The organism is Nocardia sp. CC213A, from assembly GCF_030766805.1.
Classification (GTDB): Bacteria; Actinomycetota; Actinomycetes; order Mycobacteriales; family Mycobacteriaceae; genus Nocardia; species Nocardia otitidiscaviarum.
On sequence record NZ_JASFXA010000016.1, the window covers coordinates 16,471 to 41,340 of the forward strand.

A 24,870-nucleotide genomic window follows, 5' to 3' on the forward strand; every position below is an offset into this window, starting at 1 on the left:
CCTCCTTACGCTGCCCTTCCGCCGCCACTGTTACCGGCGCGTAGACCCGGTGATACCAGCTCGGTTTCGCTTGTGGCCCATGTCACGACACGCTCGTACCCTGGACATCGGAGTTCGTTCGGAAGGGATGGACATCGTGGTCCGGCACTGGTCAGGTAAAGAGGCCCGCGCCCTTCGCGATGCCAAGCGGATGAGTATCCGAGAGTTCGCGGCGCATCTCGGTGTCCACGAACGCTTGGTGTCGAAATGGGAGGCCGGGGGAATTCGGGTGCATCCCCGACCCATCAATCAGGCCGCCCTCGATACCTCCCTGGCCAGGTCCGACGACGTTGTGCGGGCGCGGTTCGCGGCATTGATCGATCAGCCTCTGATCGACCGTCCCGGGCCCGGTTTCAGTGCGCGCCAGAGCAGTTCGGCGCAGGCCATTTATTCCAGCGACGCGGAACTACTGTCACTCGTGGATGCGGGTGCGATGAGGGGCGATGCGTTAGCGGCGATTTCGGAGAGGGATCTGATCATGGCGGCTGCCCATGAAGCAAGTGAGCACGCCGGGCGGGCCGAGAGCACCAACGTGGGAGCCACCACGTTGGAACAGCTCGACGCCGATGTCACGCGCATCGCGAACGATTACGTGCACGTGCCTCCCGTCCCGATGATGGTGGAGATGCTGCGCGTGCGACGCCGGGTGTACCGGCTGCTCGAGGGGCATCAGAGACCGGCCGACACCTCGCACCTGTATCTGTTGGCGGGCACCCTGTCCGGACTGCTCGCCAATGCCAGCACCGACCTCGGCTACTACGATGCCGCGGGCGAACAGGCCAGGGCCGCTTGGGCTTACGCGGAGCTGTGCGGCCACAACGGATTACGGGCCTGGACGCGCGGCATGCAGGCGCTGATCGAGTACTGGTCCGAGCGGCCGCGCCGCGCGGTGCTGCTGGCGCAGAACGGGCAGGAGTACGCGGAATCCACCACGGCCCAGGTGCGGCTGCACAATATCGAGGCGCGCATCTGGTCGCGGCTGGGCAGCAGCGCCGACACCGAGAACTGCATCCGCGCCGCCGAGGCCGCCCGCGGTTCCAGCGGCGCCAACGACTCGCTGCACGACGAGGTGGGCGGCGTCTTCGGATTCAACGAACCCAAGAGCCAGTACTACGCGGGCGCGACCTACATCCATCTGGGTCAGGCCGAACCCGCGCTCCAGGCCACCAGGCGCGCCATCGAGCTCTACGCCAACGGTCCGACCGAGCAGCGTTCCTACGGGGCGGAGGCCCTCGCGCGGGTGGACAGCGCCGCCGCGCACCTCATCAACGGGAGTCTCGACGGGGCCACCGAGGCCCTGCAACCGGTCCTGCAACTCGACGAGGACAAGCGCATCGCCCAGCTGGAGGAACGCCTGACCGGCCTACGCCAGCGGCTGGCCGGCCCCACCTTCCGCGAGGCGATCGAGGCCCGTCGCCTGGACGAACGCATCGAGGAGTTCTGCGGCACCACCGCCGCGAAGGGCATCCCACCGGGCTCCCCCACCCAGTGAGTTCAGCCCCTCACTCACCGAGCACAGCCTCGTGGTTCGCGGCGCGTCTCGGTTCTGGACTGACCGGAGCGGGGGAGCGAAGCGGAGGAGCGGAGGGAGGGAAGAACCGAGACTTCCAGCGCCGCGAACCGCGCCCGGAGCGAAGCGAAGGGCAAATTAGACTGAGCCGGGTGAGCAACCATCCGTACCGCGCGCCGCGCACCCTGGAGCAGTCCACCAAGCTGCAGAACGTCCTCTACGAGATCCGAGGACCGGTACACGAGCACGCGGCACGGCTGGAGGCCGAGGGGCATCGCATCCTCAAGCTCAATATCGGCAACCCCGCGCCGTTCGGCTTCGACGCGCCCGACGTCATCATGCGCGACATGATCGCGGCGCTGCCGTACGCGCAGGGTTACTCGGAGTCGAAGGGCATCATGCCCGCCCGGCGCGCCATCGTCACCCGCTACGAGCTGGTGCCGGGCTTCCCGGAGTTCGACGTCGACGACGTCTACCTGGGCAACGGCGTGTCCGAGCTGATCACCATGACCATGCAGGCGCTGCTGAACAACGGCGACGAGGTGCTCATCCCGGCTCCGGACTATCCGCTGTGGACGGCCATGACCTCGCTCTCGGGCGGCACCCCGGTGCACTACCTGTGCGACGAGTCCAACGGCTGGCAGCCCGATATCGCCGATATCGAGTCCAAGATCACCGACAAGACCAAGGCGCTGCTGGTCATCAACCCGAACAACCCCACGGGTGCGGTGTACTCGACGGAGGTGTTGCAGCAGATCGTCGATCTGGCGCGCAAACACCAGCTGCTGCTGCTCGCCGACGAGATCTACGACAAGATCCTCTACGACGATGCCAAGCACATCTCGCTGGCCACGCTCGCGCCGGATCTGCTCTGCCTGACCTTCAACGGCCTGTCCAAGACCTACCGGGTGGCCGGGTACCGGGCCGGTTGGTTGGTGATCACCGGACCGAAGGAGCACGCCGCGGGCTTCCTGGAGGGCATCGACCTGCTGGCCTCCACCCGCCTGTGCCCGAATGTGCCCGCGCAGCACGCCATCCAGGTGGCGCTGGGCGGGCATCAGAGCATCGAGGATCTGATCCTGCCGGGCGGACGACTACTCGAGCAGCGCGATGTGGCGTGGGAGCGGCTGAACTCGATTCCGGGCGTGTCGTGTGTGAAACCCAAGGGCGCGCTGTACGCGTTCCCCCGCCTGGATCCGGAAGTCCATGAGATCCACGATGATTCGAAGCTGGTGCTGGATCTGCTGTTGCAGGAGAAGATCCTGATGGTGCAGGGCACCGGGTTCAACTGGCCGCATCACGATCACCTGCGGATCGTCACGCTGCCGTGGGCCAGGGATCTGGCCGTCGCGATCGAAAGATTTGGCAACTTCCTCGCGAGCTACCGGCAGTAGTTCCAAACGAAACAGACCATGAGTTCGAAAAAGTCAGGTTTTTAGAGACTTAGCTAGCGCAAAGATCCCCCTTTTGTGTACAGTAGTCCTCGGCACCTAGAGTGCCCCGGCTGGACCGCCTACCCCCCCTGGGCCGTCCAGCCCTGGGTTGGCCGGCCTACCCCCCTGGGCCGCCGATCCCCGGGCGGCGGAGACATCCCCCTGCTCTCCGCCGCCCCTCAACCCGCCCATTCCCGCCTCCCCGCGACTTCAGCGCACAGCTGAGAGTCGTTGTCACTTGTGTACGCGTGCCGGCGGTCAGGGTGCGAAACGATTCTGGGGGTTCCCGGTGAGTTACCCCGAACGGTGCGAAATCAGTTGTCACCTTGGCAGACGTCAGGTCGAGAGGGTCTTTCTGCTGGCTTGTCGGCTGCTAAGTGCCCTCGCGGATACGGCCGGAAACGGTTTTCGTTAGGCTCGCGCGGGTGAGCGATCACCATCACGGCCACAGCCACAGCCATAGCCACTCCGGGCCGCTCGAGATCGGAGACACGGCCGCGCGGGTGGTGGTGGGGTTGCTCGTGGTCATCGGGGTGGCCGTGCTGGTGGGGTTGGTGTGGTTGTGGCCGAGCAAACAGCATGTCGAGATTCCGTTGCCCATGCAGAACGCGGGTGGCGGGGCGGTGACGACCGAGGCCGGGACCGTCGTCATGCAGGAGTGGGGGCCGTGCGGGAGTCCGTCGCTGGGGCGGGTGTTCCCGGACGATCCCGCGCCGCCGCGCGCCAATACCTATGACTGCCAGCGCAGCATCATCACCATCGACTCCGGGCCGCACGCCGGGAACAAGACGCTGTTCGAGATCGCGCCCGGACCGGGGCAGCCGGAGCTGCACGCCGGGGACAAGATCCGGCTGGTGCGCCAGTCCGATCCGAGTGGTGCGCCCATGTACTCCTTCGAGGACTACGCGCGCGGGCTGCCGCTCACACTGATCGTGCTGGCATTCGTCATCGTCATCGTGGCGGTGGCGCGGTGGCGCGGGTTGCGGGCGCTGCTCGGGCTCGGGTTCGCATTCGGGGTGCTGGTGATGTTCCTGCTGCCCGCGCTGCTGGACGGCAAACCCGCCATTCCCGTTGCGCTGGTGGCGGGTTCGCTGATTCTCTACGCCGTGCTGTACCTGGCGCATGGGGTGAATCTGCGCACCAGTTCGGCGCTGCTGGGCACGCTGACCTCCATGCTGCTGGCCGCCGTGCTGTCCTGGGTGGCCATCGAGATAACCCATCTCACCGGGTTGTCCGAGGAGCAGAACACCAATGTGGCGACCTATATCGAACACGTCAGCATTACCGGGCTGCTGCTCGCCGGATTCATCATCGGTTCGCTCGGTGTGCTCAACGATGTGACCATCACGCAGGCGGCGGCCGCCTTCGAACTCGCCGCGCTGGACGACAAGGCGTCCCGGCGCGACATCTTCGCCGCCACCATGCGGGTGGGGCGCGACCACATCGCCAGCACCGTGTACACGCTGGTGCTCGCCTACGCCGGTGGCGCGCTGCCGCTGCTGCTGCTGTTCAGCGTGGCGGGCCGCTCCATCCGCGACGTCCTCACCGGTGACGCGGTCGCCATCGAGATCACCCGCTCCGCCGTCGGCGGCATCTGCCTCGCCCTGTCGGTGCCGCTGACCACCGGCATCGCCGTCATGCTCGCCCGGCCCTTCCACATGCACCGCACCGCCCCCACCGGACCGGCATCGCGAGGCAAACGTCCCGCCGCCCGCGCGCGCCGCACCGGTGCGCAGCCCGCCGCGCGCCGGACCCGCACCGGCGAACAACCGGCGGTGTCCGGACGGAACTCGGCCCTGGCCACCGGGGAACAACCGGCGGCCACCGCGCGGAACTCAGCGCGCGCGACCGGCGACCCGTCGGCGACTCCCGGACGGGGCGCGGCACCCGCGACCGGTGAACAGCCGTCCGCCCGGCCGAACGGCGACGAACAGCCCGCACACGCCCACCGGCAGTCGAGTCCCGGCACCGGCGAGCAGACCACGGTGCCACGCACGTCCACGGCGTCGAGTGGCGAGCAGCCGTCCTGGACCCTCGCCGCCCAGAGCGGAGCCCAACCGGCGGTGCCCGCCGCACCCGAGCCTCCGTACACCGACGAATACCCCACCGATCCCCAACTCCGGCTGCCGCTGACCGGCGAACTGCCCGCGTGGCCGTCCACTCCGGAACAGCCCGACCCACCACGCCGCCCGCGCCACGCCAAGGACTGGTTCGAGGAGTAACCACCCCGGCGTCTCGACCCGCGACCCGCACACCGCGCGAGCACGGCGCAACCCGCGATCGTCCGGGAGAGCACGGCGCAACCCGCGATTGTCCGGGAGAGCACGGCGCAACCCGCGATCGTCCGGGAGAGCACGGGTCGTGGCACCACGACTCCGGCCGCGAGACGGGCGTGCGCGCCACGAGACGAACGGAACGCGAACTCCGGCTGCCGCTGACCCGCGAACAGCGCGCCTGGCCGCCCACTCCGGAACAACCCGACCCACCACGCCGCCCACGCCACGCCGATGCTGGATTGAGGAGTAACCGTCCCGGCATCTCGACAGACTGCGTCCCGCGCACCGCCATCGCGCGCATCCGCGCCGTGGCCGCCCGGCGGAAGTTGGTACCGCTCCCACGTCCGAGGTGCCGCGCCATCCGCGCTCGAGCGGTCGCAGGCGCGAGCGGTACCGACATGGCCAACAGGCCACGCAGTCGGGGTGCGGCCACGTCTCGACCGGGCGGCAACCTGCGAATCCGAGGTACTGCTGGTCGACTCGACGACGTAGCGCTGATCGACAGAGCGGGGCACATCACCGCTTCGTCCGAACTCGGCACGAGCTTTTCGCTGCCCGGGAAGGGCTGACCGGACCCTTGCCTGGTCGCTGGCACTCGGGCGGCTATCGTCCGGCCCAGGCAGCTCGGGCGTGCGCCGGGCGCTCTACTGGCCGGCCGGGGCGGGTGGGAACAGCGGGGGGATGGTGGGGACCACGATCGGGGGGAGGCCCGGGATGACCGTGATGGTGTTCGCGCTCGGCGGGGGCGGTTCCTCGCTCGTGGTGGTGGGATTGTAGCGCGGGGGCGGGGCGGCGACGGATTCGTTGGTCGCCTCGGTGGTCGGCGCGGGCGCGGAGGTGGTGCGCGGCGCGGTCGAGGTGGTTTCGGCGGTGGTGCTCGAATCGCGACTCTGCGAATCGGGTTCGAAGGCCGTCGGCCGCCAGCCCAGGGTCACGCCGATGGCGGAGACAACCACGAGCGCGCCGACCGCCACCCCGGCCACGCTGATCTCCCGGCGACGCCGGGACCGCTCCCCCGGCTCCGTGCCGGAGAGCCAGGTGTGAGTGGACTGGGACCGCGGCCGGGGAGCCGGTTCGTCGAAGTCAGGCTGCGGCTGGGCCAGCGGCTGCCGCTGCCGCACCGGGCGGGCCAGCATGGCGGCGCCGCGCACCGCGGCGGTCTCGGGACCGTCGGCGACCACCACGGGAATGCCGAGCCAACGCCGCAACACGCGCGCCACCAAGGGAATCCGGGCGCACCCGCCGATCACGGCGACCGCCTCCACCGGCTGTTCGGAGCGCAGGATCACATCGCGGGCCATGCGCGCCGAGGACTCCACGGCCAGCATGATGAGGGCTTCGAAATTCTCCTGTGATAGCAGCACCAGCCCCTCGGGCGACGGCAGCGCCACCGCCGTGCTGGTGGACAGCTGTTCCTTGGCCTTGCGACACAGTTCGTCCATGGCGGCGAGCCCGGCCGCGTCCGGCGGATGCGCGATGCGTCCGGAGGCGATCTGCTGTTCCCGGATCAGGGAGTCCAGATAGTCGCCGCTGATATCGCTGGTGCGCTCGGTGTGATGGATCTGCCGGGAGGCGGTATCGACCACCGTAATGGACAAACCGGATGCGCCGAGGTCGTAGACGGCGACGGTGCCGAAACCCTGGATATCACCGGAGTACTCCAGGAATTCCAGCGCCGCCACCACATCCGGGATGAGCTCGTAATTGATGAGCTGGCGGCGGGCCAGCTCCGCGCGGATACCGCGGGCGTGCTGTTCGTCCCGATACGCGATGGCGGTGGCGGTGATCGACGGATCGGCGGCGAGCACGGCGCCGACCGCGTCCGCCACCAATTCCTCCACCCGCTGCTCACCGACCGGGATGTCCTGGGTGTCGAAGGTCTGCGGGGCACCGCGATACCCGTCGTGGAACGGCTCGGCCTGCTGAAATCCGGCGCGCGAGTAGGCATCGGCCTCGGCGAGCGGCCGCGCGACGCGCACCGCGCTCACCCCCACCGACACTCCCAGTACCGAACTCATCTGCAGCCCATCTCGATTCACGCTCCCACGACGTGCGAGCGGGCCGCCGCCTGCGGATGGCCAGCGTCGCGTCACACTTGCGGTGGGGTCACTGTACCTGTCGGTGACACACTACGGCCTGCCGCGTCTTCCGTACACCCGCCTACGACCACCTGGTTCGGCGCATTCGGGACAGCCGCGCGGGGCCCGCGGGCGGCGATGCGAACACCGGTGGCGGGGCGTACCCCACTGGGCGAGAGCGACATCCACGCCCGCGCCGCCATGCCCGCGCACCCTCCGCGGTCACCGGCGACCAGATGGCGACATCCACGCCCGCGCCGCCATGCCCGCGCACCCTCCGCGGTCACCGGCGACCGGGCGGCGACATCCACGCTCCTCGCGCACCGGGCTCACCCGCGCACCGACGGGAGAGGTTCGAGACCGACCGCCGTTTTCAGGTAAGGGCGGTCGGCTTCCTGCGGCCGGGCGACGCGGGCGCCACGCGGTGCGGATCGCGGTGCCGGATCGCGGTGCGCGGGCTCTAGCATCGGCGGCGTGCGCCTGTCCCGTCGTACCGTCACCGTGGTCGCGCTGCTGTGTGCCGTGTCGGTGTACATCGGTGCGCTCTGGCCGGTGTTCGTGCGTCCGCGCGTCGACACCCCGCGCCCGGCCGACGCCATTCTGGTGCTCGGCGGCGCCCACGACGGCCGGGAGGAGCTGGGACTCGGCCTCGCCCACGACGGGGTCGCGCCCCGGGTGCTGATCTCCGATCCGTACGAGCACAGCCCGCTGGTGAACCGGATCTGCCACGGCGGCTACAGCTTCGCGGTGGAGTGCTTCGATCCGGAACCGCGCACCACGCGCGGGGAGGGTCGCTATCTGGCGGAGCGCGCCCGCGCGGAGAGCTGACGGCGGGTGATCGTGGTGACCTTCACCCCGCACATATCCCGGACTCGCTACATCCTCGGAAAATGCTGGGACGGTGAGCTGCTCGTCATCGACGCCCGCCCGCGTATCGGCCCGCTGCGCTGGGTGTACCAGTACGCCTATCAGACAGCGGCCTATCTGAAAGCCTTCACCGAGGACTGCTGAGCCCGCGTTCCCGCCGACCTGCGGACGATCCGGCGGTGGTCACCCGCGCGGACGCGTGGCCTTCGCAGGGTGTGGCCGCCCGGCCGCATCCGTCGCGAAATGAGCCGCGGCCGAATCGACGCTCAGCGCCCGTTGGACGACGGAAAGTTGAGGTAGGCCCGCGACGGCGTCGGCCCGCGCTGTCCCTGGTATTTCGACCCGGCCGCCTGGCTGCCGTAGGGATGCTCCGCCGGGCTCGACAGCCGGAACAGGCACAGCTGGCCGATCTTCATCCCCGGCCACAGCGTGATCGGCAGATTCGCCACATTCGACAGTTCGAGGGTGATGTGCCCGCTGAACCCCGGATCGATGAACCCGGCGGTGGAGTGGGTGAGCAGCCCCAGGCGGCCCAGGCTCGACTTGCCCTCCAATCGACCGGCCAGGTCGTCGGGCAGGCTGCACACCTCCAGGGTGGAGCCGAGCACGAACTCGCCGGGATGCAGCACGAAGGGTTCCCCCGCGGTCGGCTCGACCATGGTGGTCAGCTCGTCCTGGCGCTGCGCCGGGTCGATATGGGTGTAGCGGGTGTTGTTGAACACCCGGAACAGGCTGTCCAACCGCACGTCGATACTCGACGGCTGGACGAGGTTCGGGTCGAACGGGTCGAGCCCGAGGCGGCCAGCGGCGATCTCGGAGCGGATGTCGCGATCGGAAAGCAGCACGCGCAAGAGCGTAGTGCCAGGTGGTCAGCCCGCGGTGGGAGGGCTGTCGTCCACGGTCTCCGAGACGGCCTGCGGCCTTCGCGCCGCCCAGCCCACCTCGGCCTCGCTGCGCATGCGCTCGACCATGTGCGGATAGTGCAGTTCGAAGGCGGGCCGCTCGGAACGGATGCGGGGCAATTCGTAGAAGTTGTGTCGCGGCGGCGGGCAGGTGGTGGCCCATTCGAGGGAGTTGCCGTAGCCCCACGGGTCGTCCACCGTCACCACCTCGCCGTAGCGGTAGCTCTTGAAGACGTTCCACACGAAGGTCACCATCGACAGGCCCAGCACGAACGAGCCGATGGTCGAGATCATGTTGAGCGCGGTGAACCCGTCACCGGGCAGATAGTCGGCGTAGCGGCGCGGCATGCCCTCGTCGCCCAGCCAGTGCTGCACCAGGAAGGTCAGGTGGAAGCCGAAGAAGGTGCTCCAGAAGTGCAGCTTGCCGAGCCGCTCGTCCATCATCCGGCCGGTCATCTTGGGGAACCAGAAGTAGATGCCCGCGAAGGTGGCGAACACGATGGTGCCGAACAGCACGTAGTGGAAGTGCGCGACCACGAAGTACGAGTCGGTGACGTGGAAGTCCAGCGGCGGGCTGGCGAGGATGATGCCGGACAGGCCGCCGAACAGGAAGGTCACCAGGAAGCCGACCGCCCACAGCATCGGTGTCTCGAAGGTGAGCTGCCCGCGCCACATGGTGCCGACCCAGTTGAAGAACTTCACCCCGGTCGGCACCGCGATGAGGAAGGTCATCATGGCGAAGAACGGCAGCAGCACAGCGCCGGTGGCGAACATGTGGTGCGCCCACACCGCCATGGACAGCGCGCCGATGGCCAGGGTGGCGTACACCAGGGTGGTGTAGCCGAAGATCGGTTTCCGGGAGAACACCGGCAGCACTTCGGAGATGATGCCGAAGAACGGCAGCGCGATGATGTACACCTCGGGATGCCCGAAGAACCAGAACAGGTGCTGCCAGAGGATCGTGCCGCCGCTGGACGGGTCGTAGATGTTCCCGCCGAGATGCCGGTCGACGGCCAGCGCCATCAGCGCCGCGGTGAGGATCGGGAACGCCAGCAGCACCAGAATGCTGGTGACCAGGATGTTCCAGGTGAAGATGGGCATCCGGAACAGCGTCATGCCCGGGCAGCGCAGGCACACGATGGTGGTGATGAAGTTGACGCCGCTGAGGATGGTGCCCAGACCGGAGACCGCCAGCCCCATGATCCACAGGTCTCCGCCGACCCCTGGCGAGTGGTCGACCAGGCTCAGCGGCGTGTAGGCGGTCCACCCGAAGTCCGCCGCCCCGCCCGGGGTGACGAATCCGGCCGTGGCCATGGTCGCGCCGAACAGGTACAGCCAGTAGCTGAGCGCGTTCAGCCGCGGGAACGCCACATCCGGGGCGCCGATCTGGAGCGGCAGTATCGCATTGGCGAATCCGAAGACGATCGGTGTCGCATAGAACAGCAGCATGATGGTGCCGTGCATGGTGAACAGCTGGTTGTACTGTTCGGGCGACAGGAACTGCAATCCCGGCCGCGCCAGCTCGGCCCGCATGAGCAGCGCCATCAACCCGCCGATCAGGAAGAACGAGATGGCGGTGACCATGTACATCATCCCGAGCAGCTTGGGATCGGTGGTCGTGACGATGCGCCACAGATACGACCCCTTCGGGGCCATCCGCGCCGGATACGGCCGCGCGGGCTCGAGCTGGGGGACATCCTTCGAGGGCACCGCGGTCATCGCGTCCTCCTCCAGGACACACCGAACCGCGATCAGCAAACGCCCAGCGCATCCAAAGTCACTGTGGTGGACGGGCTTTCGACCCGATGATCAGTCTACGACCGCCCGTAGACGATCACCCCCACTTCGCCGAATCCCCCACCGACCCGCTTTCCGCCAACTTGCATCCGACGACCCCGGTTCTGATAGAGTCGCGGAGCGTCTACGCGCACCGGCCGGTGTAGTTTAGTGGTAGAACATCAGCTTCCCAAGCTGAGAGTGCGGGTTCGATTCCCGTCACCGGCTCTCTTTCCCCCGTGCGATTCCCCGCGCAGCTCACGCCACCATCCGGGCCCTTCCTCGTCGCCCTGCACGATCTTTCGGCCACGCCGCCGATACCCCGCCGTGCCACACACGTGCCATTACGTCCCCTTACGCCCTTCCCGGCAGCGCCACGCCATCTCCAACAGGTCATCGGCGATTCGACGTCTCCGAATCCGACGACCCCGCCGCCCAGCGACGTCATCACGACCGCGATCCGGATACTCGACCTGGAGACCGTGAACGATCAGCCGGGCGAGCCCGCGGACATCGCCATCACCCGCATCCTCGACCTGATCGAGTCGCGCCTCGAAGGCGACGAGGACGAGGTGCCGCCAGGTGCGGACGACCGCTACTGCGTGCGCACCGCCGAGACTGCCTGCCGAAGTCGTGAGCGATATGCTCAAGCGATGTTCGCGCTTGTGGTGAGGTTCGACCTACGCGATGCCAAGGCTGCCAACGACTTCGACCAACTCGTCGCCGACACAGTGGGGGCGATCAGCGAGAACGAGCCCGGCACGCTGGTGTACTCCACTCACGAAGTTGAAGGCGAGCCCTTGGCGCGCATCTTCTACGAGGTCTATGCCGACCGAGCAGCTTTCGAGGAGCACGAGCGGCAGCCGCACGTACGGCATTTCCTAGCCGCCCGCGAGGACTACACACGCGCAGTCCGCGTGGAGTTCCTGACTCCCGGCGCGGCCACGGGGCTGCCCGGCACTAGCTGAGGCCACACCACGCCGCGAATCCACGCAACGTCTCCGTACTGCGCGCGTCCTCCCTAGCCAGGACAAGGAGGGTCTCATGCACCATCGGGTGATAGCGCGTCTGCGAGGGGGCGATCCTGCGGGCGGTGAGGAGCGAGTCGAACGCTTTGCCGCGCTGCCCATGCAAGAGCCAGGCTCTCGCCATGTCGATGTGATAGTGCCCTGACCGTTCGCGTGGCGTCGTAGGCGGCATGGCGAATCCCCGTGCCCGATTCAATGCCTCTGTTCCGTCCATCATCTCGACCGCGAGGGCGATATTCCAGATGCCGACATTGGTGGGGCCGAAGGAGAGGATCGGATCGGTGTCAGACCCGAGCCGACAGGCTGTGTCGCGGGCTTCCCTGAGGTGAGAATCTGCGAGATCGCGTGCGCCTTTTCGAGCGGCCGCCAGACCGGATTGCAGGTGGAGGCCGCCCCAAGCAACCAGGTCGTATTCCGCCTGGGCGGCCAGGCGGGGTTCGATGCTGGCACGACAGCGCTCGAGGAAAGTCAATGCGGCGTTCCAGTCTCCGCCCGCCGTGAGCAGCGCTGCGCGATGGAATTGGCTGGTAGCCGTCCACAGCGGATCTCCGGATTCGCGTGCCGCCCACGCCATCCGGTCGATTGCGATGGTCGCGAGGTCGGTGTACCCCAACTTGTGGGCAAGACTGTGCGATCCGTAGTACAGCTCACACAACAGGTTCAACGCCTGCTCTCTTTGCAGTCCTTCGGCGCGATGCACTGACGCCCGGACCTCAGCGAGTAGCGGCGGCAACGCGGCGGCGAGCTTCGGCGCCGCAGCGGCACGCCGGTAGCGTCGAATGTTCTCGACACCGTCAGCGAGCGCGGCCATCGGGCGTACGCGGATGTCGGGTGCGTCAACGTCGTAGGCGGCCAGCTCGTTTCGAATAATCGCGATCGCGGCGTGTACGTCACGATCGGCACTCGACTTCGCTGGCAGGGGCTGCCCAAGTAGGTCGGCCGCGCTCATGCGCAGAGCTTTGGCACACGAAGCGACGAAGGCGGACGTCGCGGCGCGGCGACCCTGCTCCACTTTCGTCACCAGCGAGGCTGAGACGTTCGCTTCCTGGGCGAGCCGTCCCTGGCTCCATCCTCGTAGTTTGCGAGCCTGGGCGATACGGTCGCCAACTCCCTGGGATTCTCCGGCCATCACGTCCTCTATTCCACCGGAACCGCTCTTTCGAGGGTGACACGAACTGTGTCAGTTCGTGTGCGGATTGTGCCGCAGCCTGATCACGTGGCCTCCGGTATCGGGAACTCGACGCCCTCCGATACTGGTCAGCCACACCCCACTACCTGCCACGGCACACCGGAGGAACCGGGTATGAACATGACCGAGGCGCGCGTCCTCGCGGCCCTCGCACCCGGCGGCCAGCTGACCGCCGACCGCATCGCGGACAGCGCAGACATCACCCTCAGAGCAGCCAACCGCGCGATCGACCGCCTCGCCTACCTGGGGTTGATCGTGACCGGTGTCGGTTTGTGGTGCGACACCTGGACGCTCAGCCGCCGAGGCCGCGCCTACATCGCCACATCGACAGGCCGCGCCCTCCTCGACGTCCCGGCAGGAGTCTGACCGTGGACCTCCTCGGCATGCTCCTGCTCGTCAGCGGCGTGATCGTCTTCGCCGCGACCTCCGGCCACCAGCCCACCGCGCGGCACCGCCACGGCCTGTCATGGCCCGACCTCCAAGCCCGCCTGGAAGCAGAAGCGCAACGCACCTACCTGCCGGTACGGGGATGGCCGTCATGAGCCTGGAATACCTCCGCCACGACAACCACGAGTGGGGCCGCAGCCGCCCCAACCTCGCCATGCAAGTCCACATCGACTGCCACCCCGACATCTGCGCCACCAAGGCCGCCGCCTACTGGGCGTTGGTGGACGCGGGCAAGCTCGTCCCGGATTCAGGCCGCGCATGACCGACAAGTTGCCGCGCAGGACCGACGAGGAATGGGAACAGGTCAGCCGCGACCGCATGCGCCGCTACTACGAGATGGAATCCGACCGCGTCGCGGGCGCTGTCGAATGCGGACATCGGCTGTGGCAGCTGCTGCACCACGGCCTGACAATGGCCGCCGCCGAAGGGGCCACTCGCATGGGAGCAGAGCATCTGCTACTGCACATGCTCTACGACCCGGCCGCCATCCCGGCCCGGGAACTCACCGAGATGGGATTGGACCCGAGCACGGTGTTCACGCGGCTGGCAGAAGCCACCCGCCGCCATTCGCACCCGCCCGAGACCGTGCGGGACAACCGAACCTCAACTGTCGACGGCCCAGAAGCCCGGGTGCCGATGGACCAGCCCGGACGCCGCCGAGATCGCTCGCCCGGCCGAACGCAATGACGACCCGCGGGCGATCGTGCACATGGCCAAGACTGCGCCCGCGCAGCCCCCCACCACGTGTGCCCCGAACTCGACGAGCATGAACGGCAGGAAGCCGCCACGCGCGGGCACGGGTGCGCGAAGCACGCGAGCGGGATGCCCGAGACAGCGAGGCGGGAGAGCTGACCATTCGTGCCAGATGCCGATCGGTCGCTGGCGGAAACCAGTGCGGGCGAGGATGATTCGCTGACGCGACGGCCCCTCTTGGGGGAGCCGCAGACCCAGAGCTGCCACGTCGCACACACCCTTCTCGAGAGAGCGTTAATGAAGCGTTTTGTGTACGCCGGGATCGCCGCCACCATCGCCGCCCTCGGCATCGTCACTGCGGGCGGTACCGCGACAGCCGGGGAGACCGACACCATCATCGGCCGCGAGGAGTGCCAGCGCGTCGCCAAGATGTATAGGGACGCGGGCTATACCGGTGCCCGCTGCTACCACATCCACGGTGACCGGTATTACGTGAGTTACGACGAACCGCGTGACAGCAGGCCGTCCACTGGCAGCTTCGGGTCCAGCTAGGCCTGGTCGCGACGAAAACGCACCAATCGACTCCGGTTGGTGCGCTCTGTATTTCACGGTTCAGCAGCCGTGTTCTCGTTCCAGCCCGCACGAGGGCGTACACGATGTTTCCGGGACCGGCGCTGTGGCGACACCCATACCAGCGATCCTCCCACCTCGTGCGCGAGACCGACGATGCGTTGGTCCTTACCCGCGCGCCCGCTCCAAGCGGTCAGTAGAGGTGGCTTCGAGGTTGGCTAGCGCCTTGTCGATGAATTCCTGCGACGGATTGAAGACTGTGATGCTGGTACTGGGACTCCAGGGAGGCCCTTCGGGCATCAGGGTCGACGGGTTGGTGCGACAGCCGCTGCCACGTTGGACCTGATCGGGTTCGCGGCGAATCGGTTCTGGCCAGATCAGCGTGAAGTTCTCTGCCACGATCCGGGACGCCTCGTCGAGCTTGATCTCAGCGGGAGCAGGAGTCGTCGTGGCCGACATCGACCAAGTCGGTTTCGATACCACGTTCAACGTATTCTGTCGCCTCAGTACCGGCGATGACGCCCACGATATTCTTGAAGGCTGTGGAACTCGGGTCGTACCGGCAATGGAGAGAAAGTGACGAACTCGGCCCGGACGGACGCGGTGAGCGCGCGCCGCAGCATTATTCGGCGGCGGGCTTGTGCCACAGCAGGGTGTATCTCCACAGCAGGCGCTTGCGAATGGTCGCGCCGGGGAGGATCTCGGCGGCGGATCGTCGGATGCGGTCCAGAGTTTCCTCTGGATCGTGGACCGGGGCGGGTGGGTCGCTCTTGCGGTGGAGCAGGTCGACGGCTCTGATGAGGGGGTAGCGGAGTAGATAGTCGTAGTCGGCGCGCAGGCGCATGGACCAGAGGCCGACGACGGCGAGGGTGCCGCCGGGGGCGACCAGGCGGCGCAGGGCGGTCAGGCCCTCGTCGACGGGCACGTGGTGCAGGCTGGCGACGGCGGTGACGTAGTCGAAAGTGCCGGTGAGATCGCGGAAGTCGGCCTGCCGGTAGGTGACGTTCGGGGCAGGGGCGGCACCGGCGAGGACCGGCGCGTCGATGTCCACGCCGAGCACGCTGGGGCAGCGCCGGGCCAGTTTGCGGGCCAGCAGACCGTCACCGCAGCCGATGTCCAGGGCGGTGCGAGCGGCGTCCGGCAGCTGGGCGAGCAGCCAGGGGTGGTAGTAGGTGTTGTGATTCCAGTACGGGTCACGCACTCCCGCGAGCATACGGGCGGTAACGCGCGGGCACGGGGCGCCGATCCATCCTGTACCAATCCCTGCCGATTGGTATCAATTCGATTCGACTAACCGGTCTTGTTATTTCGAGTCCCCGCCGGACTCTCTTTCGCCATGCCCTTTTTCGAGTTGCACCCAGGCACGTAGGAAACATGAGCTCTCCCCCGAACCCGCACACCTCGCGCAACGGCGCGCTGATCGCCGGGGCGGCCTTCGTCGTCCTGGCACTCGCGTTCCATGCCTGCGATCCCACGCCGCCGCAGGACTTCTCCTCGCCGACAACGACATCGACGCCCAGCGCGCACCGACCGCCTGTCGGTCCCCCCGGATAATCTCGCGCCATGGCCCACGACCACTACTCGTTCACCGCCGAACTCTGGGAGTACGACGGGCCCGCCGCCTGGTACTTCCTCGACGTGCCGGAGGCGATCGCCGATGAGATCGAGGAGATGTACGGGCATCGGGTCGGTGGGTTCGGGTCGGTTCGGGTGGAGGTCGTCATCGGCGCGAGCCGGTGGGCGACATCGCTGTTCCCGGACAAGAAGCGAGGAACGTATCTACTGCCCGTGAAGAAGCCCGTGCGGATATCAGAGGGGTTGTCCGCAGGGGATTCGGCGCGGGTGGAGATCACGGTCCTGGTGTGAGTCCGGATGGGTCGCATACCGGCCCATCCGGACTCGCTGCCGCCGACCGTCGCCGTCGACTATTGCAGGCACTCCGACACTATGCGGTTGGTGGCGGCCTTGGCCTTGTCGGAGTCCTCCTTGCTCATGCCGAGTTCCTCGGGCTCCACCGAGCCGGTCACATTCGCTTCCTTGTCGATCATGACGCGCAGGCCCTCCTGCGAGATCCCCTGATCCACATAGATCTTCGCCGCGCAGTCGGCCAGGGCGGTGTCCTTGAGGCCGCTGTCCTGCAGTGCCTTGGACAGGTCCGCCTGCGTGACGGCGGGAGCCTCGTCGCTGTCGCTACCGCACGCGGCGAGCAGCGGCAGGGCGACGAACGCGGCGGCGAGCAGGGAAATCCTCACGGGTACCTCGATTCTCACGAGCGGAATGCCGGAGGAACCTTCTCACAGATCCATGGCCGCGCGCAGGGCTGTGTCGATGCGCTCCTCGGTCTCGGTGTCCACCGCGCCGATGCGCTCCGCCAACCAGGGGCGATAGATGCGGCCCAGATTCCCGGCGTGCACCCAGCCGTGCCCAGGAATGGGCACGGCGAGAATATCCAGCGGATCCTCATCCAGCACCTCCGCGGCGATCAGCCACGGGCGCGGCGACTCGTTGATGCCGTCGCTGCTGATGAGGATGATATTGCGGCGTCGGGGCGTGCCGTGCGGGTGGTAGACCCAGAGTTCACCCCTGCGCACGCAACTCCTTCTCGGCGGCCGCCAACTCCGCCTCGTCCATCGCGGCGAGTTCCGCCGGGTCGGGCGCCGGACCCCAGCCGGTCCGGACCGCTTCGCGCCGCGCGGCGCGGGAAATCCACGCCGACGGCGACATACCGGCCCGAGCGGCGGCCTGTTCGGCGTACGACCAGGCGGCCTCGTCCAGCGACAAAGTCACCTTACGGGTTGCCATACCTTTTATCGTACCGATGAGAAGGCCGATGAGAAGGCCGATGGGGCGGGGACAGGAGAAATGCCCATGTGGGAAGGAACGGCCATGCTGCGGCCGGGAACGCTGACCTACACCGGGCGCATCGGGCACGCGCACCGGCACCACCACGCGGCGGCGCAACTGGTGTTCGCGACCGCGGGCCGGATCGGCGTGCGGGATGCCGACGGGAACCTCGAAGAGGCTCGGGCGGCGCTGATCCCGGCCGGGCAGACCCACGAGATGATCGGTGCGGCAACGGGTCTGCTCATCTTCGCCGACGCATCCTCGGCGCTCGGGCGGGCACTGAACACCCGCGTGCGCGAGACCGGCCTGCCGCTCGGCTCCGCCGCCGCCTGGGTGCGAGCCGCCGCGCCGCTGGATCGCACGCCACTACTCCACCCCCATGGCGAACCACCGCGTGCCGACACACCGCGTTCCACGCGGAATGCGAGTGGCGTTAGCGCGGCGGAAAGGGGTGCGCCGGTCAGCGCGTGCCGCTGCGCTTGCCCACCCAGCGCCCCTGGCGCAGCCTGCCCAAGCAGGCACGGTGCCGCGGTGGGCGGACCTCCGGCGCACGCGGCCGCAGCGGCACCGGCCACACACGCACCGACCGCAGGCGGGTCGACCACGGGCACGCCGACCGCGGACAGCGGGTTGCCCGCGGACAGCGGGTTGCCCGCGGACAGCGGGTTGCCCGCGGACAGCGGGTTGGCCGCGGATCTGCTGGCGAGGCTGGTCGGCGCCGAGGGCGGCGGGGCGGGACCGGAGCATCCCGCGCTGCGGCGGGCGCTGGCGCTGTTGCCGGGGATGTTGGACGGGCCGGTGCGATTGCGCGACCTGGCGGAGGCGGTGGGGATTTCCGCGAGTCGGCTGGGGCATCTGTTCGCCGAGGAGGTGGGGATGGGGTTTCCGCCGTATCTGCGGTGGGCGCGCCTGCGCCACGCCATGGAGCATGCACGGCTGGGCGGCACGTTGACCACCGCGGCGCATGCCGCCGGGTTCGCCGACAGTGCCCACCTGACCCGGGTGTGTCACGAGATGTTCGGGCTGGCACCGTCGGAACTGGTGCGGCGGGTGGCGCTGGTGCGGTCGTAGCGAATCCGTTCAAGCGGTCGTAGCGAATCCGTTCAAGTCGAAGTGGGCCGGTGACCAGCAGGGTTGGCGCATGCACACTCTCGTCCGCTACGGCTACGTGCCCTTCATGCTGCTGGCCGTGAACGGCACCGCCTTCGCGATGCTCGCCACCGGCCGTTCGAAGCTGTGGCTGCTGCCATTGCTCCTGCTCGCGATCGGGGTCTCCTTCGCCGCCGAACGCGCACTGCCCTACCTCGACGACTGGAATACCGACCACGACGACGACCGACGCGATATCGCCCACGCGGTCGTCAACGAACTGCTCACGCTGGCCAGCGTTGCCTCCCTTCCGCTGCTGGCCGCGCTGATCCCGTTCGAGGGGGTGTGGCCGCGGGACCTGCACTTCGTGGTGCAGGTCCTGATCGCGATCCTGGTCGCCGACCTCGGGATCACCCTCACCCATCTGGCCAGCCACAAGGTCCCCGCGCTGTGGCGGCTGCACGCGGTGCACCACAGCATCACCCGGTCCTACGGTTTCAACGGCCTGATGAAACATCCGCTGCACCAGACCTTGGAGACGGTCGTCGGCGTCACGCCGCTCATCCTGTTGGGTCTGCCCGGCGACGTGGCCGCCGCGCTGGCGTTCGCCGTCGCCGTGCAACTGCTGCTGCAACACTCCAATGTCGACTATCGGGTCGGACCGCTGCGCGCGGTGCTCGCCCTCAATCAGGCGCATCGCTTCCATCACCTCAAATGGGCCGGTATCGGCGATGTGAATTTCGGTCTGTTCACCCTGATCTGGGATCACGCGCTGCGCACCTACTCCTACGACCCAGGCCGCGCTTTCACCAGCGCCGACCTCGGCATGGCCGCCAAACCGAACTACCCCGCGGGCTACCTCGCCCAGCTGGTCGAACCCTTCCGGGCCAGCGGCGCCTGCGTCCCCACCGACCGCGCGGAGACGGCCGGAAATCTCGATTGGCGGGAGGCGCCGCGTTGTTAGGGTGAGGCGTCGGTGCAGTTCACGGGAGGTTGGCCATGACGTTGAACCACCACCGGGCGGGGGCGGGCGATCCACTGGTCCTCGTGCACGGGGTGGGCAGCCGGTGGCAGGTATGGGGGCCGACCATCGACCTGCTCGCGGGGTCGTTCGAGGTGATCGCCGTCGACCTGCCGGGATTCGGCACCAGTCAGCCGCTTCCGCGCACCGATGTGCCCGCCCTCGCCGATGCGCTGGCCGACTTCCTGACCGAGCAGGGCATCGAGCGGCCGCATCTGGCGGGCAACTCCATGGGCGGCCACATCGTGCTCGACCTGGCCGCGCGCGGACTGGCGCGCAGCGTCACCGCCTACTCCCCCATCGGATTCTGGGACACCCCCGGCCGCATCTGGTGTCAGCAGGCATTGGGCCGAGCCAAGAACCTCTGTCAGCTGCTGCGCCCGGCCGTGCCCACCCTGCTCGGCACGACCGCGGGGCGCAGCGCCCTCATGGGCCTGGTGTTCGGCAAACCCTGGCAGTTGCCCGCCGACGCCGCGGTGCTCACCGTGGAGGGACTGCTCGGCGCGGGCGGTTTCGACGCGGCGCTGGCCTCGTTCACCCGGGTGCGGCCGGTCACCGCCGAGGCGCTGCCCGATATCCCGGTGACCATCGCCTGGGGAAATCGTGACATTCTGCTGACCTACGCCACGCAGAGCCGCCGCGCCCGGCAGTTGCTCCCGACCGCCAGGCACGTCACCCTGCGCGGCAGCGGCCACACACCCTTCTACGACGATCCGGAGGGCTGTGCGCGGCTGCTCCTGGACCAGAAGTGAGGAATGAGCATGGCACGCGACAATATCGAGCTGACCTTCGAGGGCGATCGCGCCTACGTCACCCTGGACCGGCCCGACAAGCACAACGGGCTCACCGTCGAGATGCTGCGGGAACTGGTCCGGGTCGCCGGAACCATTCAGGGGCGCAGTGATATTCGCACGGTCATCCTGTCCGGGAACGGACCCAGCTTCTCCAGCGGCCTCGATGTCGCCAAGGCCATGGGCAATCCGATGTCGATCGTGCCCAACTTCATTCCGCTGCCCTGGCGCGGCACCAATACTTTCCAGGAAGCCTGCTGGGCGTGGCGACGACTGCCGCAACCGGTGATCGCGGTGGTGCACGGCCGCTGCTACGGCGGCGCGCTGCAACTCGCCCTGGCCGCCGACTTCCGTTTCGTCACACCGGATTCCGAATTCGCGGTAATGGAGGCCAAGCACGGTCTCATCCCGGATATGACCGGTGCGGCGACGCTGTCCCGGCTCGTCGGCATCGATCAGGCGCTGCTGCTCACCATGACCGCCGATCCGGTGGACGCCGCCTACGCCCAGCGCATCGGCCTGGTCACCGAGGTGGCCGCGGATCCGCGGGCCGAGGCGGAGAAGCTCGCGGACCGCATCGCGGCGCGCTCCCCGCACGCGGTGGCGAGCGCCAAACGGCTGTTCGACCGCTCCTGGGAGTCGTCGCTGCGGCGCACCTTCGCCATCGAGCGCGCCACCCAACTGCCGCTGATCCTGCGTCAAGCCCTGGGCCGGAAAGACAACAAGTAAGGCAATTCACAGCAAACAAGTCGGTTTGCGATCCCACCCGCCCCGGTCGCGCTGTTAGCATCTTCACACTTTGCCAGCGAGCCGAATGACCGCGTGGTCCGTAGGTTGGGCACGGCCCGCGCACTTGTTCGGCGAGAACCGGAGGTTTGTCCGCGTTGACGAAGACCGCATCCCTGCTCATGTCCGCCCTGGCAGGAACCACGGCCTTGCTCCTCACCGCGACCTCACCGGCTGCGGCCAACCCGAACGCCATCAACCCCATTCCGGTGCTCAACGGCACCCACGGCCTACCCAACCTGCCCGGACGCACCAAGGCGGTGTTCCAGGTGACCGGTATGGCCAGCCCGAACAACACCCAGTCCTACAACGTGCTCGGCACCGATCTGGGCATCATGTGGGACAACGGGCACGGTGAGATGCTCACCGCCTTCGGTGATACCGCCGGACTCGGCTTCCCCAACCTGCTGGTCGGCAGCACCTGGGCCTGGCGCTCCAACATCCTGGTGCGCTCGCACACCAAGGATCCGTCGAACGGCATCTACTTCGACTCGGTGGTGCGGGACTGGTTCGGGCAGGCGCGCGACCTCATCCCCAGCCCCAAGATCCCCTTCATCGAGATCAGCCGCATTCCCACCGCGGGCATCTCGGTGGGCGGGGTGCAGTACATGAGCCTCATGTCCGTGCACAGCTGGGATGAACCCGGCGAATGGACCACCAACTTCTCCGGCCTCGCGGTCTCCGGCGACAATGGCGAGAACTGGGTGGAACTGCCCGCCACCCGGCGGCCCGACGAGGGCGGCAACGCCAACTTCCAGATGAACGCCTTCCTGAAGGCGGACGGCTTCGTCTACGAGTACGGCACCGCCTCCGGCCGCGACAACCCCGCCTTCCTGGCACGAGTGCCGGAGGCCGCCATCGGCGATCTGACGCAGTACGAGTACTTCGCGGACGGCAAGTGGGTGCGCGAGGACGTGAACGCCGCGACCCCGGTGATCGGCGGCGGCGTGGCCGAGATGTCGGTCATGTGGAACGACTACCTGGGCCAATACATCATGCTCACCACCGACCCGTGGAATTCGGTGGTCATGCACCGCGCGCCCAGTCCGGAGGGGCCGTGGAGCGGGCCGGAGGTGCTGATCGACGCGCGGGAACTCCCCACCGCGTACGCGCCGTCGATCTTCCCGTACCAGACCGGGCGTGACCTGTACTTCCTCACCACGGTGCACAGCCAGTACAACGTGCTCCTCATGCGCACCAGGCTGTAGCGCGCGCCCCCGATCTCCGGCCGCGACCACGGTGTGGTCGCGGCCGTTCTCGTTTCCGGTCACGGACCGCCGCCCACCGACGGGGCCGGGTGCGCTCATAGACTCGGGGTATGGACGCCGCCGCGTGGGACGAGAAGTACGCCAGCACCGAATTGGTCTGGGGCGCACCGCCGAGCGCGACCGTGGTCGAGCAGGTGTTCGGGCTGGAGCGGCGGTTCCCGCCGGGCGGCCCCGGCGAGCCGCGCCCCGAACTGCCGCGGGTGCTGGACCTCGGCTGCGGCGAGGGAGCCAATGCCATGTGGCTGGCCACCCACGGCTGGCAGGTGGACGCGGTCGATTTCGCACAGGTCGGCATCGACAAGGGCCGCACGGTGGCCTCGCGACTGTCGCGGTCGGTGCGCAACCGCATCGACTGGCGCTACGGCGATATCACCGATCTCGACGCCCTCGGGATCACCGGCCCCTACGAACTGGTGCTGCTGGCCTACGTCCATCTCCCCGCGGAGCAGCGGCGGTCGCTGCTGCTGCGCGCCGTCGACATGCTCTCGCCCGAGGGTGTGCTGCTGGTCCTCGGCCACGACACCCGCAATCTCACCGAAGGCTATGGCGGCGAATCGGATCCGGCGCTGCTGTTCACCGCCGAGGACATCGTGGCCGATCTCGCCCCGGCCGGCGACCGTATCCGAGTGCGGGTGGCCGAGCGGCTGCAACGCCCGACCGAGCACCGCGATGCCATCGACGCCCTGGTGATCGCCACCAAGCCCGCCCCCGCGCCGGAGGTTTCGAAGGAACTGGAGTCCTAGCCCTGCTCCGTATGGGGGAGATGGGTTTTCGCCTGCTCGTATCCGCCGTCCACGGGAGCGTCCGCCGAGGTGTACACCAGGTACTGCACACCCGAGGAGAAGGTGCGCGCCGACAGCAGTTTCAGCGGAATCGGATCGCCCTCGTCGAACAGCCGCATTCCCTTGCGCACCGCGATCGGATGCACCATCAGGTGCAGTTCGTCGAGCAGACCGGCGGCGAGCAGCTGACGCACAACCGACGGTGAACCGCTCATGGCGATATCGGTCGCACCGGGCTCTTGTTTGAGCGCCCGCACGGCCGTGAGCAGGTCACCGCTCAGCACCTCGGAATTGCGCCAGTCCGAATCCAGCTCTCGGTGTGTGACAACGACTTTGCGGGCGTCACCGAGCGATTTGGCGAAGACGGCGTCGTCCCCGCCCGCGGCCTCGCGCTCCGGCCAGGCACCGGCGAAACTGTCGTAGGTATTGCGGCCGAGCAGCAACGTATCGGCACCACCGAGCTGTGCGCCGACCGCTTCGCCCATATCGTCGTCGAAGTACGGGAAATGCCAGTCCTGCGGGTCTTCGATGACGCCGTCGAGGGAAATGAAAAGTCCTGCGGTGATCTTTCGCATCGGATAGCTCCTGAGGATGAATCGGACTCGGTCGCGAGCCTACGGTTTCGCGGGTGACCAATCCGCATATTCGCCTGTACCCGAAATGAATTCACCGGCCGGCGGCAGCAGCAGCGAGATATCCGGATCGTGGCTCAGCTTGGGGATCTCCACGTGCCGGGCATTGGGCAGCACCTCGGTGACCGCCCGTGCCCCGGCCTGCAACAGCGCGCCGCTGCGGCCGCCGGAGATCACCAGCGTCGGCACCGTGACCCCGGCCCAGTCGGCGGGGCGCAGCGCGGTGCCGCGCATGAAGGGAGCCATGACCGCCCAGTCGTGCGCGGTCGACGGCGCGGTGGCGGTCAGCTTCTTCCAGAATCCGGACAGACGCATGGCGGCGACGAACATGCGCGGCACCCCCATGGCCCTGACCATGTAGTAGCGCACGATCGTGCCGCGCTGGTCGGCCGCGATCAGTTCGTGCAGCTTCTTGTCCAGATCGGCGGGCGGAACGTAGTGGTCGCGGGTGGCCACCACCGGCGGTTCGAAGGCCACCACACCCGTGATGCCCGGCACCCGACCGGAATGCGCCGCCCGCAGCGCCAGCACCGCACCCGAGGACCAGCCGAGCAGGGTCGCGCTGCCGCCGACCGCCTCCAGCAACGCGAGCAGGTCGTTGATCTCGTTCTCGACGTTGTAGATCCCCGGCACGTCACTGCTGTCGCCACGACCGCGCCGGTCGTAATTGATCACCGTGAGCCCGTATTCGTCGGCCAGCCGCCGCGCCAACTCCACCATCTTCGGGAATTCGCGATAGCCGAACGCGCCGCCGATCAGGATCACCGTGCCCGCGTCACCGCCCACGTACCGATCGAATGCGAGGGTGATTCCGGCGGGCGTGGTGATGGTCTCCACGGGTCATTCCTT

General features: G+C 68.0%; 30 protein-coding genes, 1 tRNA gene and 1 pseudogene. 21 read left to right on the forward strand and 11 right to left on the reverse strand.

The window, feature by feature from the left end:
• The first annotated feature begins 517 nt into the window (after nt 1-517).
• From QJS31_RS25955 to QJS31_RS25965, 3 genes and pseudogenes are all read left to right on the forward strand, one after another.
• Nucleotides 518-1,531, forward strand: a complete 1,014-nt coding sequence (locus QJS31_RS25955; protein ID WP_282785900.1) for an XRE family transcriptional regulator — start codon at nt 518-520, stop codon at nt 1,529-1,531.
• Nucleotides 1,532-1,692: 161 nt separating this feature from the next.
• Nucleotides 1,693-2,943: a pyridoxal phosphate-dependent aminotransferase gene (locus QJS31_RS25960; protein WP_282785682.1), complete on the forward strand. Its 1,251-nt coding sequence runs from the start codon at nt 1,693-1,695 to the stop codon at nt 2,941-2,943.
• Nucleotides 2,944-3,407: 464 nt separating this feature from the next.
• Nucleotides 3,408-4,682 (forward strand): annotated as a pseudogene (locus tag QJS31_RS25965) (YibE/F family protein); the annotation flags it as partial.
• 1,220 nt (nt 4,683-5,902) lie between these two features.
• Here QJS31_RS25965 and QJS31_RS25970 read toward each other — a convergent pair.
• On the reverse strand, nt 5,903-7,276 hold the full coding sequence (locus QJS31_RS25970) for an Hsp70 family protein (protein WP_306357967.1): 1,374 nt from the start codon (nt 7,274-7,276) through the stop codon (nt 5,903-5,905).
• A gap of 534 nt (nt 7,277-7,810) precedes the next feature.
• On the opposite strand from QJS31_RS25970, the gene QJS31_RS25975 reads away from it, so the two are divergent.
• Together QJS31_RS25975 and QJS31_RS25980 are read left to right on the forward strand one after the other, a co-directional pair.
• The gene (locus QJS31_RS25975) at nt 7,811-8,164 is read left to right on the forward strand and encodes a YdcF family protein (RefSeq protein WP_306357968.1); all 354 of its coding nucleotides are present in this window, start codon (nt 7,811-7,813) and stop codon (nt 8,162-8,164) included.
• A gap of 6 nt (nt 8,165-8,170) precedes the next feature.
• Complete coding sequence (locus QJS31_RS25980) at nt 8,171-8,347, forward strand: hypothetical protein (protein WP_306357969.1); 177 nt, start codon at nt 8,171-8,173, stop codon at nt 8,345-8,347.
• 122 nt (nt 8,348-8,469) lie between these two features.
• Here the strand turns inward: QJS31_RS25980 and dcd are convergent, their stop codons facing one another.
• Together dcd and ctaD are read right to left on the reverse strand one after the other, a co-directional pair.
• Nucleotides 8,470-9,048, reverse strand: coding sequence for a dCTP deaminase (gene dcd, locus QJS31_RS25985; RefSeq protein ID WP_282781718.1), 579 nt, complete (start codon nt 9,046-9,048; stop codon nt 8,470-8,472).
• Between the two features lie 24 nt (nt 9,049-9,072).
• Nucleotides 9,073-10,824: a cytochrome c oxidase subunit I gene (gene ctaD / locus QJS31_RS25990; RefSeq protein ID WP_306357970.1), complete on the reverse strand. Its 1,752-nt coding sequence runs from the start codon at nt 10,822-10,824 to the stop codon at nt 9,073-9,075.
• A 214-nt stretch (nt 10,825-11,038) separates the two neighbouring features.
• Between ctaD and QJS31_RS25995 the strand changes: the two genes are divergently transcribed.
• Both QJS31_RS25995 and QJS31_RS26000 read left to right on the forward strand, forming a co-directional pair.
• A tRNA-Gly gene (locus tag QJS31_RS25995) sits at nt 11,039-11,109 on the forward strand.
• Nucleotides 11,110-11,120: 11 nt separating this feature from the next.
• Nucleotides 11,121-11,849: a putative quinol monooxygenase gene (locus tag QJS31_RS26000; protein ID WP_306357971.1), complete on the forward strand. Its 729-nt coding sequence runs from the start codon at nt 11,121-11,123 to the stop codon at nt 11,847-11,849.
• Here QJS31_RS26000 and QJS31_RS26005 read toward each other — a convergent pair.
• A complete protein-coding gene (locus tag QJS31_RS26005) occupies nt 11,842-13,038 on the reverse strand; it encodes a helix-turn-helix domain-containing protein (RefSeq protein WP_306358020.1) in 1,197 nt (398 codons plus the stop codon). The genes QJS31_RS26000 and QJS31_RS26005 overlap by 8 nt on opposite strands.
• A 174-nt stretch (nt 13,039-13,212) precedes the next feature.
• On the opposite strand from QJS31_RS26005, the gene QJS31_RS26010 reads away from it, so the two are divergent.
• The 5 genes from QJS31_RS26010 to QJS31_RS26030 all read left to right on the forward strand — a co-directional run bounded on the left by QJS31_RS26010 (nt 13,213) and on the right by QJS31_RS26030 (nt 14,790).
• Entirely contained in the window at nt 13,213-13,464 is a 252-nt protein-coding gene (locus QJS31_RS26010) for a hypothetical protein (RefSeq protein WP_306357972.1), read from the forward strand.
• Between the two features lie 2 nt (nt 13,465-13,466).
• Entirely contained in the window at nt 13,467-13,640 is a 174-nt protein-coding gene (locus QJS31_RS26015) for a hypothetical protein (RefSeq protein WP_282781728.1), read from the forward strand.
• Complete coding sequence (locus QJS31_RS26020) at nt 13,637-13,807, forward strand: hypothetical protein (RefSeq protein ID WP_282781730.1); 171 nt, start codon at nt 13,637-13,639, stop codon at nt 13,805-13,807. Before QJS31_RS26015 ends, QJS31_RS26020 begins: the two co-directional genes overlap by 4 nt.
• Entirely contained in the window at nt 13,804-14,232 is a 429-nt protein-coding gene (locus tag QJS31_RS26025) for a hypothetical protein (protein WP_282781731.1), read from the forward strand. The genes QJS31_RS26020 and QJS31_RS26025 overlap by 4 nt, the downstream gene beginning before the upstream one ends.
• A gap of 303 nt (nt 14,233-14,535) precedes the next feature.
• On the forward strand, nt 14,536-14,790 hold the full coding sequence (locus tag QJS31_RS26030; protein ID WP_282781733.1) for a hypothetical protein: 255 nt from the start codon (nt 14,536-14,538) through the stop codon (nt 14,788-14,790).
• A 186-nt stretch (nt 14,791-14,976) separates the two neighbouring features.
• Here QJS31_RS26030 and QJS31_RS26035 read toward each other — a convergent pair whose 3' ends face one another.
• A complete protein-coding gene (locus tag QJS31_RS26035; RefSeq protein ID WP_282781734.1) occupies nt 14,977-15,267 on the reverse strand; it encodes a hypothetical protein in 291 nt (96 codons plus the stop codon).
• On the opposite strand from QJS31_RS26035, the gene QJS31_RS26040 reads away from it, so the two are divergent.
• Nucleotides 15,257-15,388, forward strand: coding sequence for a hypothetical protein (locus tag QJS31_RS26040; RefSeq protein ID WP_306357973.1), 132 nt, complete (start codon nt 15,257-15,259; stop codon nt 15,386-15,388). The two genes, QJS31_RS26035 and QJS31_RS26040, sit on opposite strands and share 11 nt — an antisense overlap.
• Nucleotides 15,389-15,430: 42 nt before the next feature.
• Here the strand turns inward: QJS31_RS26040 and QJS31_RS26045 are convergent, their stop codons facing one another.
• Nucleotides 15,431-16,009 carry a bifunctional 2-polyprenyl-6-hydroxyphenol methylase/3-demethylubiquinol 3-O-methyltransferase UbiG gene (locus tag QJS31_RS26045; protein ID WP_306357974.1) on the reverse strand — a complete coding sequence of 193 codons (579 nt, stop codon included), beginning with the start codon at nt 16,007-16,009 and terminating at the stop codon, nt 15,431-15,433.
• 173 nt (nt 16,010-16,182) lie between these two features.
• Between QJS31_RS26045 and QJS31_RS26050 the strand changes: the two genes are divergently transcribed.
• Together QJS31_RS26050 and QJS31_RS26055 are read left to right on the forward strand one after the other, a co-directional pair.
• The gene (locus QJS31_RS26050; protein ID WP_282781738.1) at nt 16,183-16,362 is read left to right on the forward strand and encodes a hypothetical protein; all 180 of its coding nucleotides are present in this window, start codon (nt 16,183-16,185) and stop codon (nt 16,360-16,362) included.
• A 9-nt stretch (nt 16,363-16,371) separates the two neighbouring features.
• Nucleotides 16,372-16,674 carry a DUF1905 domain-containing protein gene (locus tag QJS31_RS26055; RefSeq protein ID WP_282781739.1) on the forward strand — a complete coding sequence of 101 codons (303 nt, stop codon included), beginning with the start codon at nt 16,372-16,374 and terminating at the stop codon, nt 16,672-16,674.
• A gap of 59 nt (nt 16,675-16,733) precedes the next feature.
• Here QJS31_RS26055 and QJS31_RS26060 read toward each other — a convergent pair whose 3' ends face one another.
• From QJS31_RS26060 to QJS31_RS26070, 3 genes are read right to left on the reverse strand one after another with little or no spacing between them, the layout of a single operon-like run.
• Nucleotides 16,734-17,060 (reverse strand): hypothetical protein, encoded by a 327-nt coding sequence (locus tag QJS31_RS26060; RefSeq protein ID WP_282781741.1) that lies wholly within the window; start codon nt 17,058-17,060, stop codon nt 16,734-16,736.
• A gap of 42 nt (nt 17,061-17,102) precedes the next feature.
• Nucleotides 17,103-17,399: a hypothetical protein gene (locus QJS31_RS26065; RefSeq protein WP_282781743.1), complete on the reverse strand. Its 297-nt coding sequence runs from the start codon at nt 17,397-17,399 to the stop codon at nt 17,103-17,105.
• Nucleotides 17,386-17,610 carry a hypothetical protein gene (locus QJS31_RS26070; RefSeq protein ID WP_282781745.1) on the reverse strand — a complete coding sequence of 75 codons (225 nt, stop codon included), beginning with the start codon at nt 17,608-17,610 and terminating at the stop codon, nt 17,386-17,388. The genes QJS31_RS26065 and QJS31_RS26070 overlap by 14 nt, the downstream gene beginning before the upstream one ends.
• Nucleotides 17,611-17,676: 66 nt before the next feature.
• Here QJS31_RS26070 and QJS31_RS26075 point away from each other — a divergent pair, with 66 nt between their 5' ends.
• The 6 genes from QJS31_RS26075 to QJS31_RS26100 all read left to right on the forward strand — a co-directional run bounded on the left by QJS31_RS26075 (nt 17,677) and on the right by QJS31_RS26100 (nt 23,350).
• The gene (locus QJS31_RS26075) at nt 17,677-18,723 is read left to right on the forward strand and encodes a helix-turn-helix transcriptional regulator (protein WP_306357975.1); all 1,047 of its coding nucleotides are present in this window, start codon (nt 17,677-17,679) and stop codon (nt 18,721-18,723) included.
• A gap of 70 nt (nt 18,724-18,793) precedes the next feature.
• Nucleotides 18,794-19,705 carry a sterol desaturase family protein gene (locus tag QJS31_RS26080; protein ID WP_306357976.1) on the forward strand — a complete coding sequence of 304 codons (912 nt, stop codon included), beginning with the start codon at nt 18,794-18,796 and terminating at the stop codon, nt 19,703-19,705.
• A gap of 35 nt (nt 19,706-19,740) precedes the next feature.
• On the forward strand, nt 19,741-20,514 hold the full coding sequence (locus QJS31_RS26085) for an alpha/beta fold hydrolase (protein WP_306357977.1): 774 nt from the start codon (nt 19,741-19,743) through the stop codon (nt 20,512-20,514).
• Between the two features lie 9 nt (nt 20,515-20,523).
• Entirely contained in the window at nt 20,524-21,282 is a 759-nt protein-coding gene (locus QJS31_RS26090; RefSeq protein ID WP_282781753.1) for a crotonase/enoyl-CoA hydratase family protein, read from the forward strand.
• Between the two features lie 155 nt (nt 21,283-21,437).
• The gene (locus QJS31_RS26095) at nt 21,438-22,547 is read left to right on the forward strand and encodes a DUF4185 domain-containing protein (RefSeq protein WP_372341773.1); all 1,110 of its coding nucleotides are present in this window, start codon (nt 21,438-21,440) and stop codon (nt 22,545-22,547) included.
• A 110-nt stretch (nt 22,548-22,657) separates the two neighbouring features.
• Entirely contained in the window at nt 22,658-23,350 is a 693-nt protein-coding gene (locus QJS31_RS26100) for a class I SAM-dependent methyltransferase (RefSeq protein ID WP_282781823.1), read from the forward strand.
• Here QJS31_RS26100 and QJS31_RS26105 read toward each other — a convergent pair.
• Entirely contained in the window at nt 23,347-23,964 is a 618-nt protein-coding gene (locus QJS31_RS26105) for a dihydrofolate reductase family protein (RefSeq protein ID WP_195121204.1), read from the reverse strand. The two genes, QJS31_RS26100 and QJS31_RS26105, sit on opposite strands and share 4 nt — an antisense overlap.
• Before the next feature lie 39 nt (nt 23,965-24,003).
• Nucleotides 24,004-24,858 (reverse strand): alpha/beta fold hydrolase, encoded by an 855-nt coding sequence (locus QJS31_RS26110; RefSeq protein WP_306357978.1) that lies wholly within the window; start codon nt 24,856-24,858, stop codon nt 24,004-24,006.
• Nucleotides 24,859-24,870: the final 12 nt, after the last annotated feature.

What these genes read in the sequence shown, in the direction of transcription:
- QJS31_RS26035 (WP_282781734.1), bottom strand. Translation starts at nt 15,267, where the DNA reads ATGTCGGCCACGACGACTCCTGCTCCCGCTGAGATCAAGCTCGACGAG.
- QJS31_RS26005 (WP_306358020.1), bottom strand. Translation starts at nt 13,038, where the DNA reads ATGGCCGGAGAATCCCAGGGAGTTGGCGACCGTATCGCCCAGGCTCGC.
- ctaD (WP_306357970.1), bottom strand. Translation starts at nt 10,824, where the DNA reads ATGACCGCGGTGCCCTCGAAGGATGTCCCCCAGCTCGAGCCCGCGCGG.
- QJS31_RS26075 (WP_306357975.1), top strand. Translation starts at nt 17,677, where the DNA reads ATGTGGGAAGGAACGGCCATGCTGCGGCCGGGAACGCTGACCTACACC.
- QJS31_RS26085 (WP_306357977.1), top strand. Translation starts at nt 19,741, where the DNA reads ATGACGTTGAACCACCACCGGGCGGGGGCGGGCGATCCACTGGTCCTC.
- QJS31_RS26070 (WP_282781745.1), bottom strand. Translation starts at nt 17,610, where the DNA reads ATGGCAACCCGTAAGGTGACTTTGTCGCTGGACGAGGCCGCCTGGTCG.
- QJS31_RS26050 (WP_282781738.1), top strand. Translation starts at nt 16,183, where the DNA reads ATGAGCTCTCCCCCGAACCCGCACACCTCGCGCAACGGCGCGCTGATC.
- QJS31_RS26010 (WP_306357972.1), top strand. Translation starts at nt 13,213, where the DNA reads ATGAACATGACCGAGGCGCGCGTCCTCGCGGCCCTCGCACCCGGCGGC.
- QJS31_RS25970 (WP_306357967.1), bottom strand. Translation starts at nt 7,276, where the DNA reads ATGAGTTCGGTACTGGGAGTGTCGGTGGGGGTGAGCGCGGTGCGCGTC.
- QJS31_RS26025 (WP_282781731.1), top strand. Translation starts at nt 13,804, where the DNA reads ATGACCGACAAGTTGCCGCGCAGGACCGACGAGGAATGGGAACAGGTC.
- QJS31_RS26100 (WP_282781823.1), top strand. Translation starts at nt 22,658, where the DNA reads ATGGACGCCGCCGCGTGGGACGAGAAGTACGCCAGCACCGAATTGGTC.
- QJS31_RS26020 (WP_282781730.1), top strand. Translation starts at nt 13,637, where the DNA reads ATGAGCCTGGAATACCTCCGCCACGACAACCACGAGTGGGGCCGCAGC.
- QJS31_RS26055 (WP_282781739.1), top strand. Translation starts at nt 16,372, where the DNA reads ATGGCCCACGACCACTACTCGTTCACCGCCGAACTCTGGGAGTACGAC.
- QJS31_RS26090 (WP_282781753.1), top strand. Translation starts at nt 20,524, where the DNA reads ATGGCACGCGACAATATCGAGCTGACCTTCGAGGGCGATCGCGCCTAC.
- QJS31_RS25955 (WP_282785900.1), top strand. Translation starts at nt 518, where the DNA reads ATGGCGGCTGCCCATGAAGCAAGTGAGCACGCCGGGCGGGCCGAGAGC.
- QJS31_RS26080 (WP_306357976.1), top strand. Translation starts at nt 18,794, where the DNA reads ATGCACACTCTCGTCCGCTACGGCTACGTGCCCTTCATGCTGCTGGCC.
- QJS31_RS26030 (WP_282781733.1), top strand. Translation starts at nt 14,536, where the DNA reads ATGAAGCGTTTTGTGTACGCCGGGATCGCCGCCACCATCGCCGCCCTC.
- QJS31_RS26105 (WP_195121204.1), bottom strand. Translation starts at nt 23,964, where the DNA reads ATGCGAAAGATCACCGCAGGACTTTTCATTTCCCTCGACGGCGTCATC.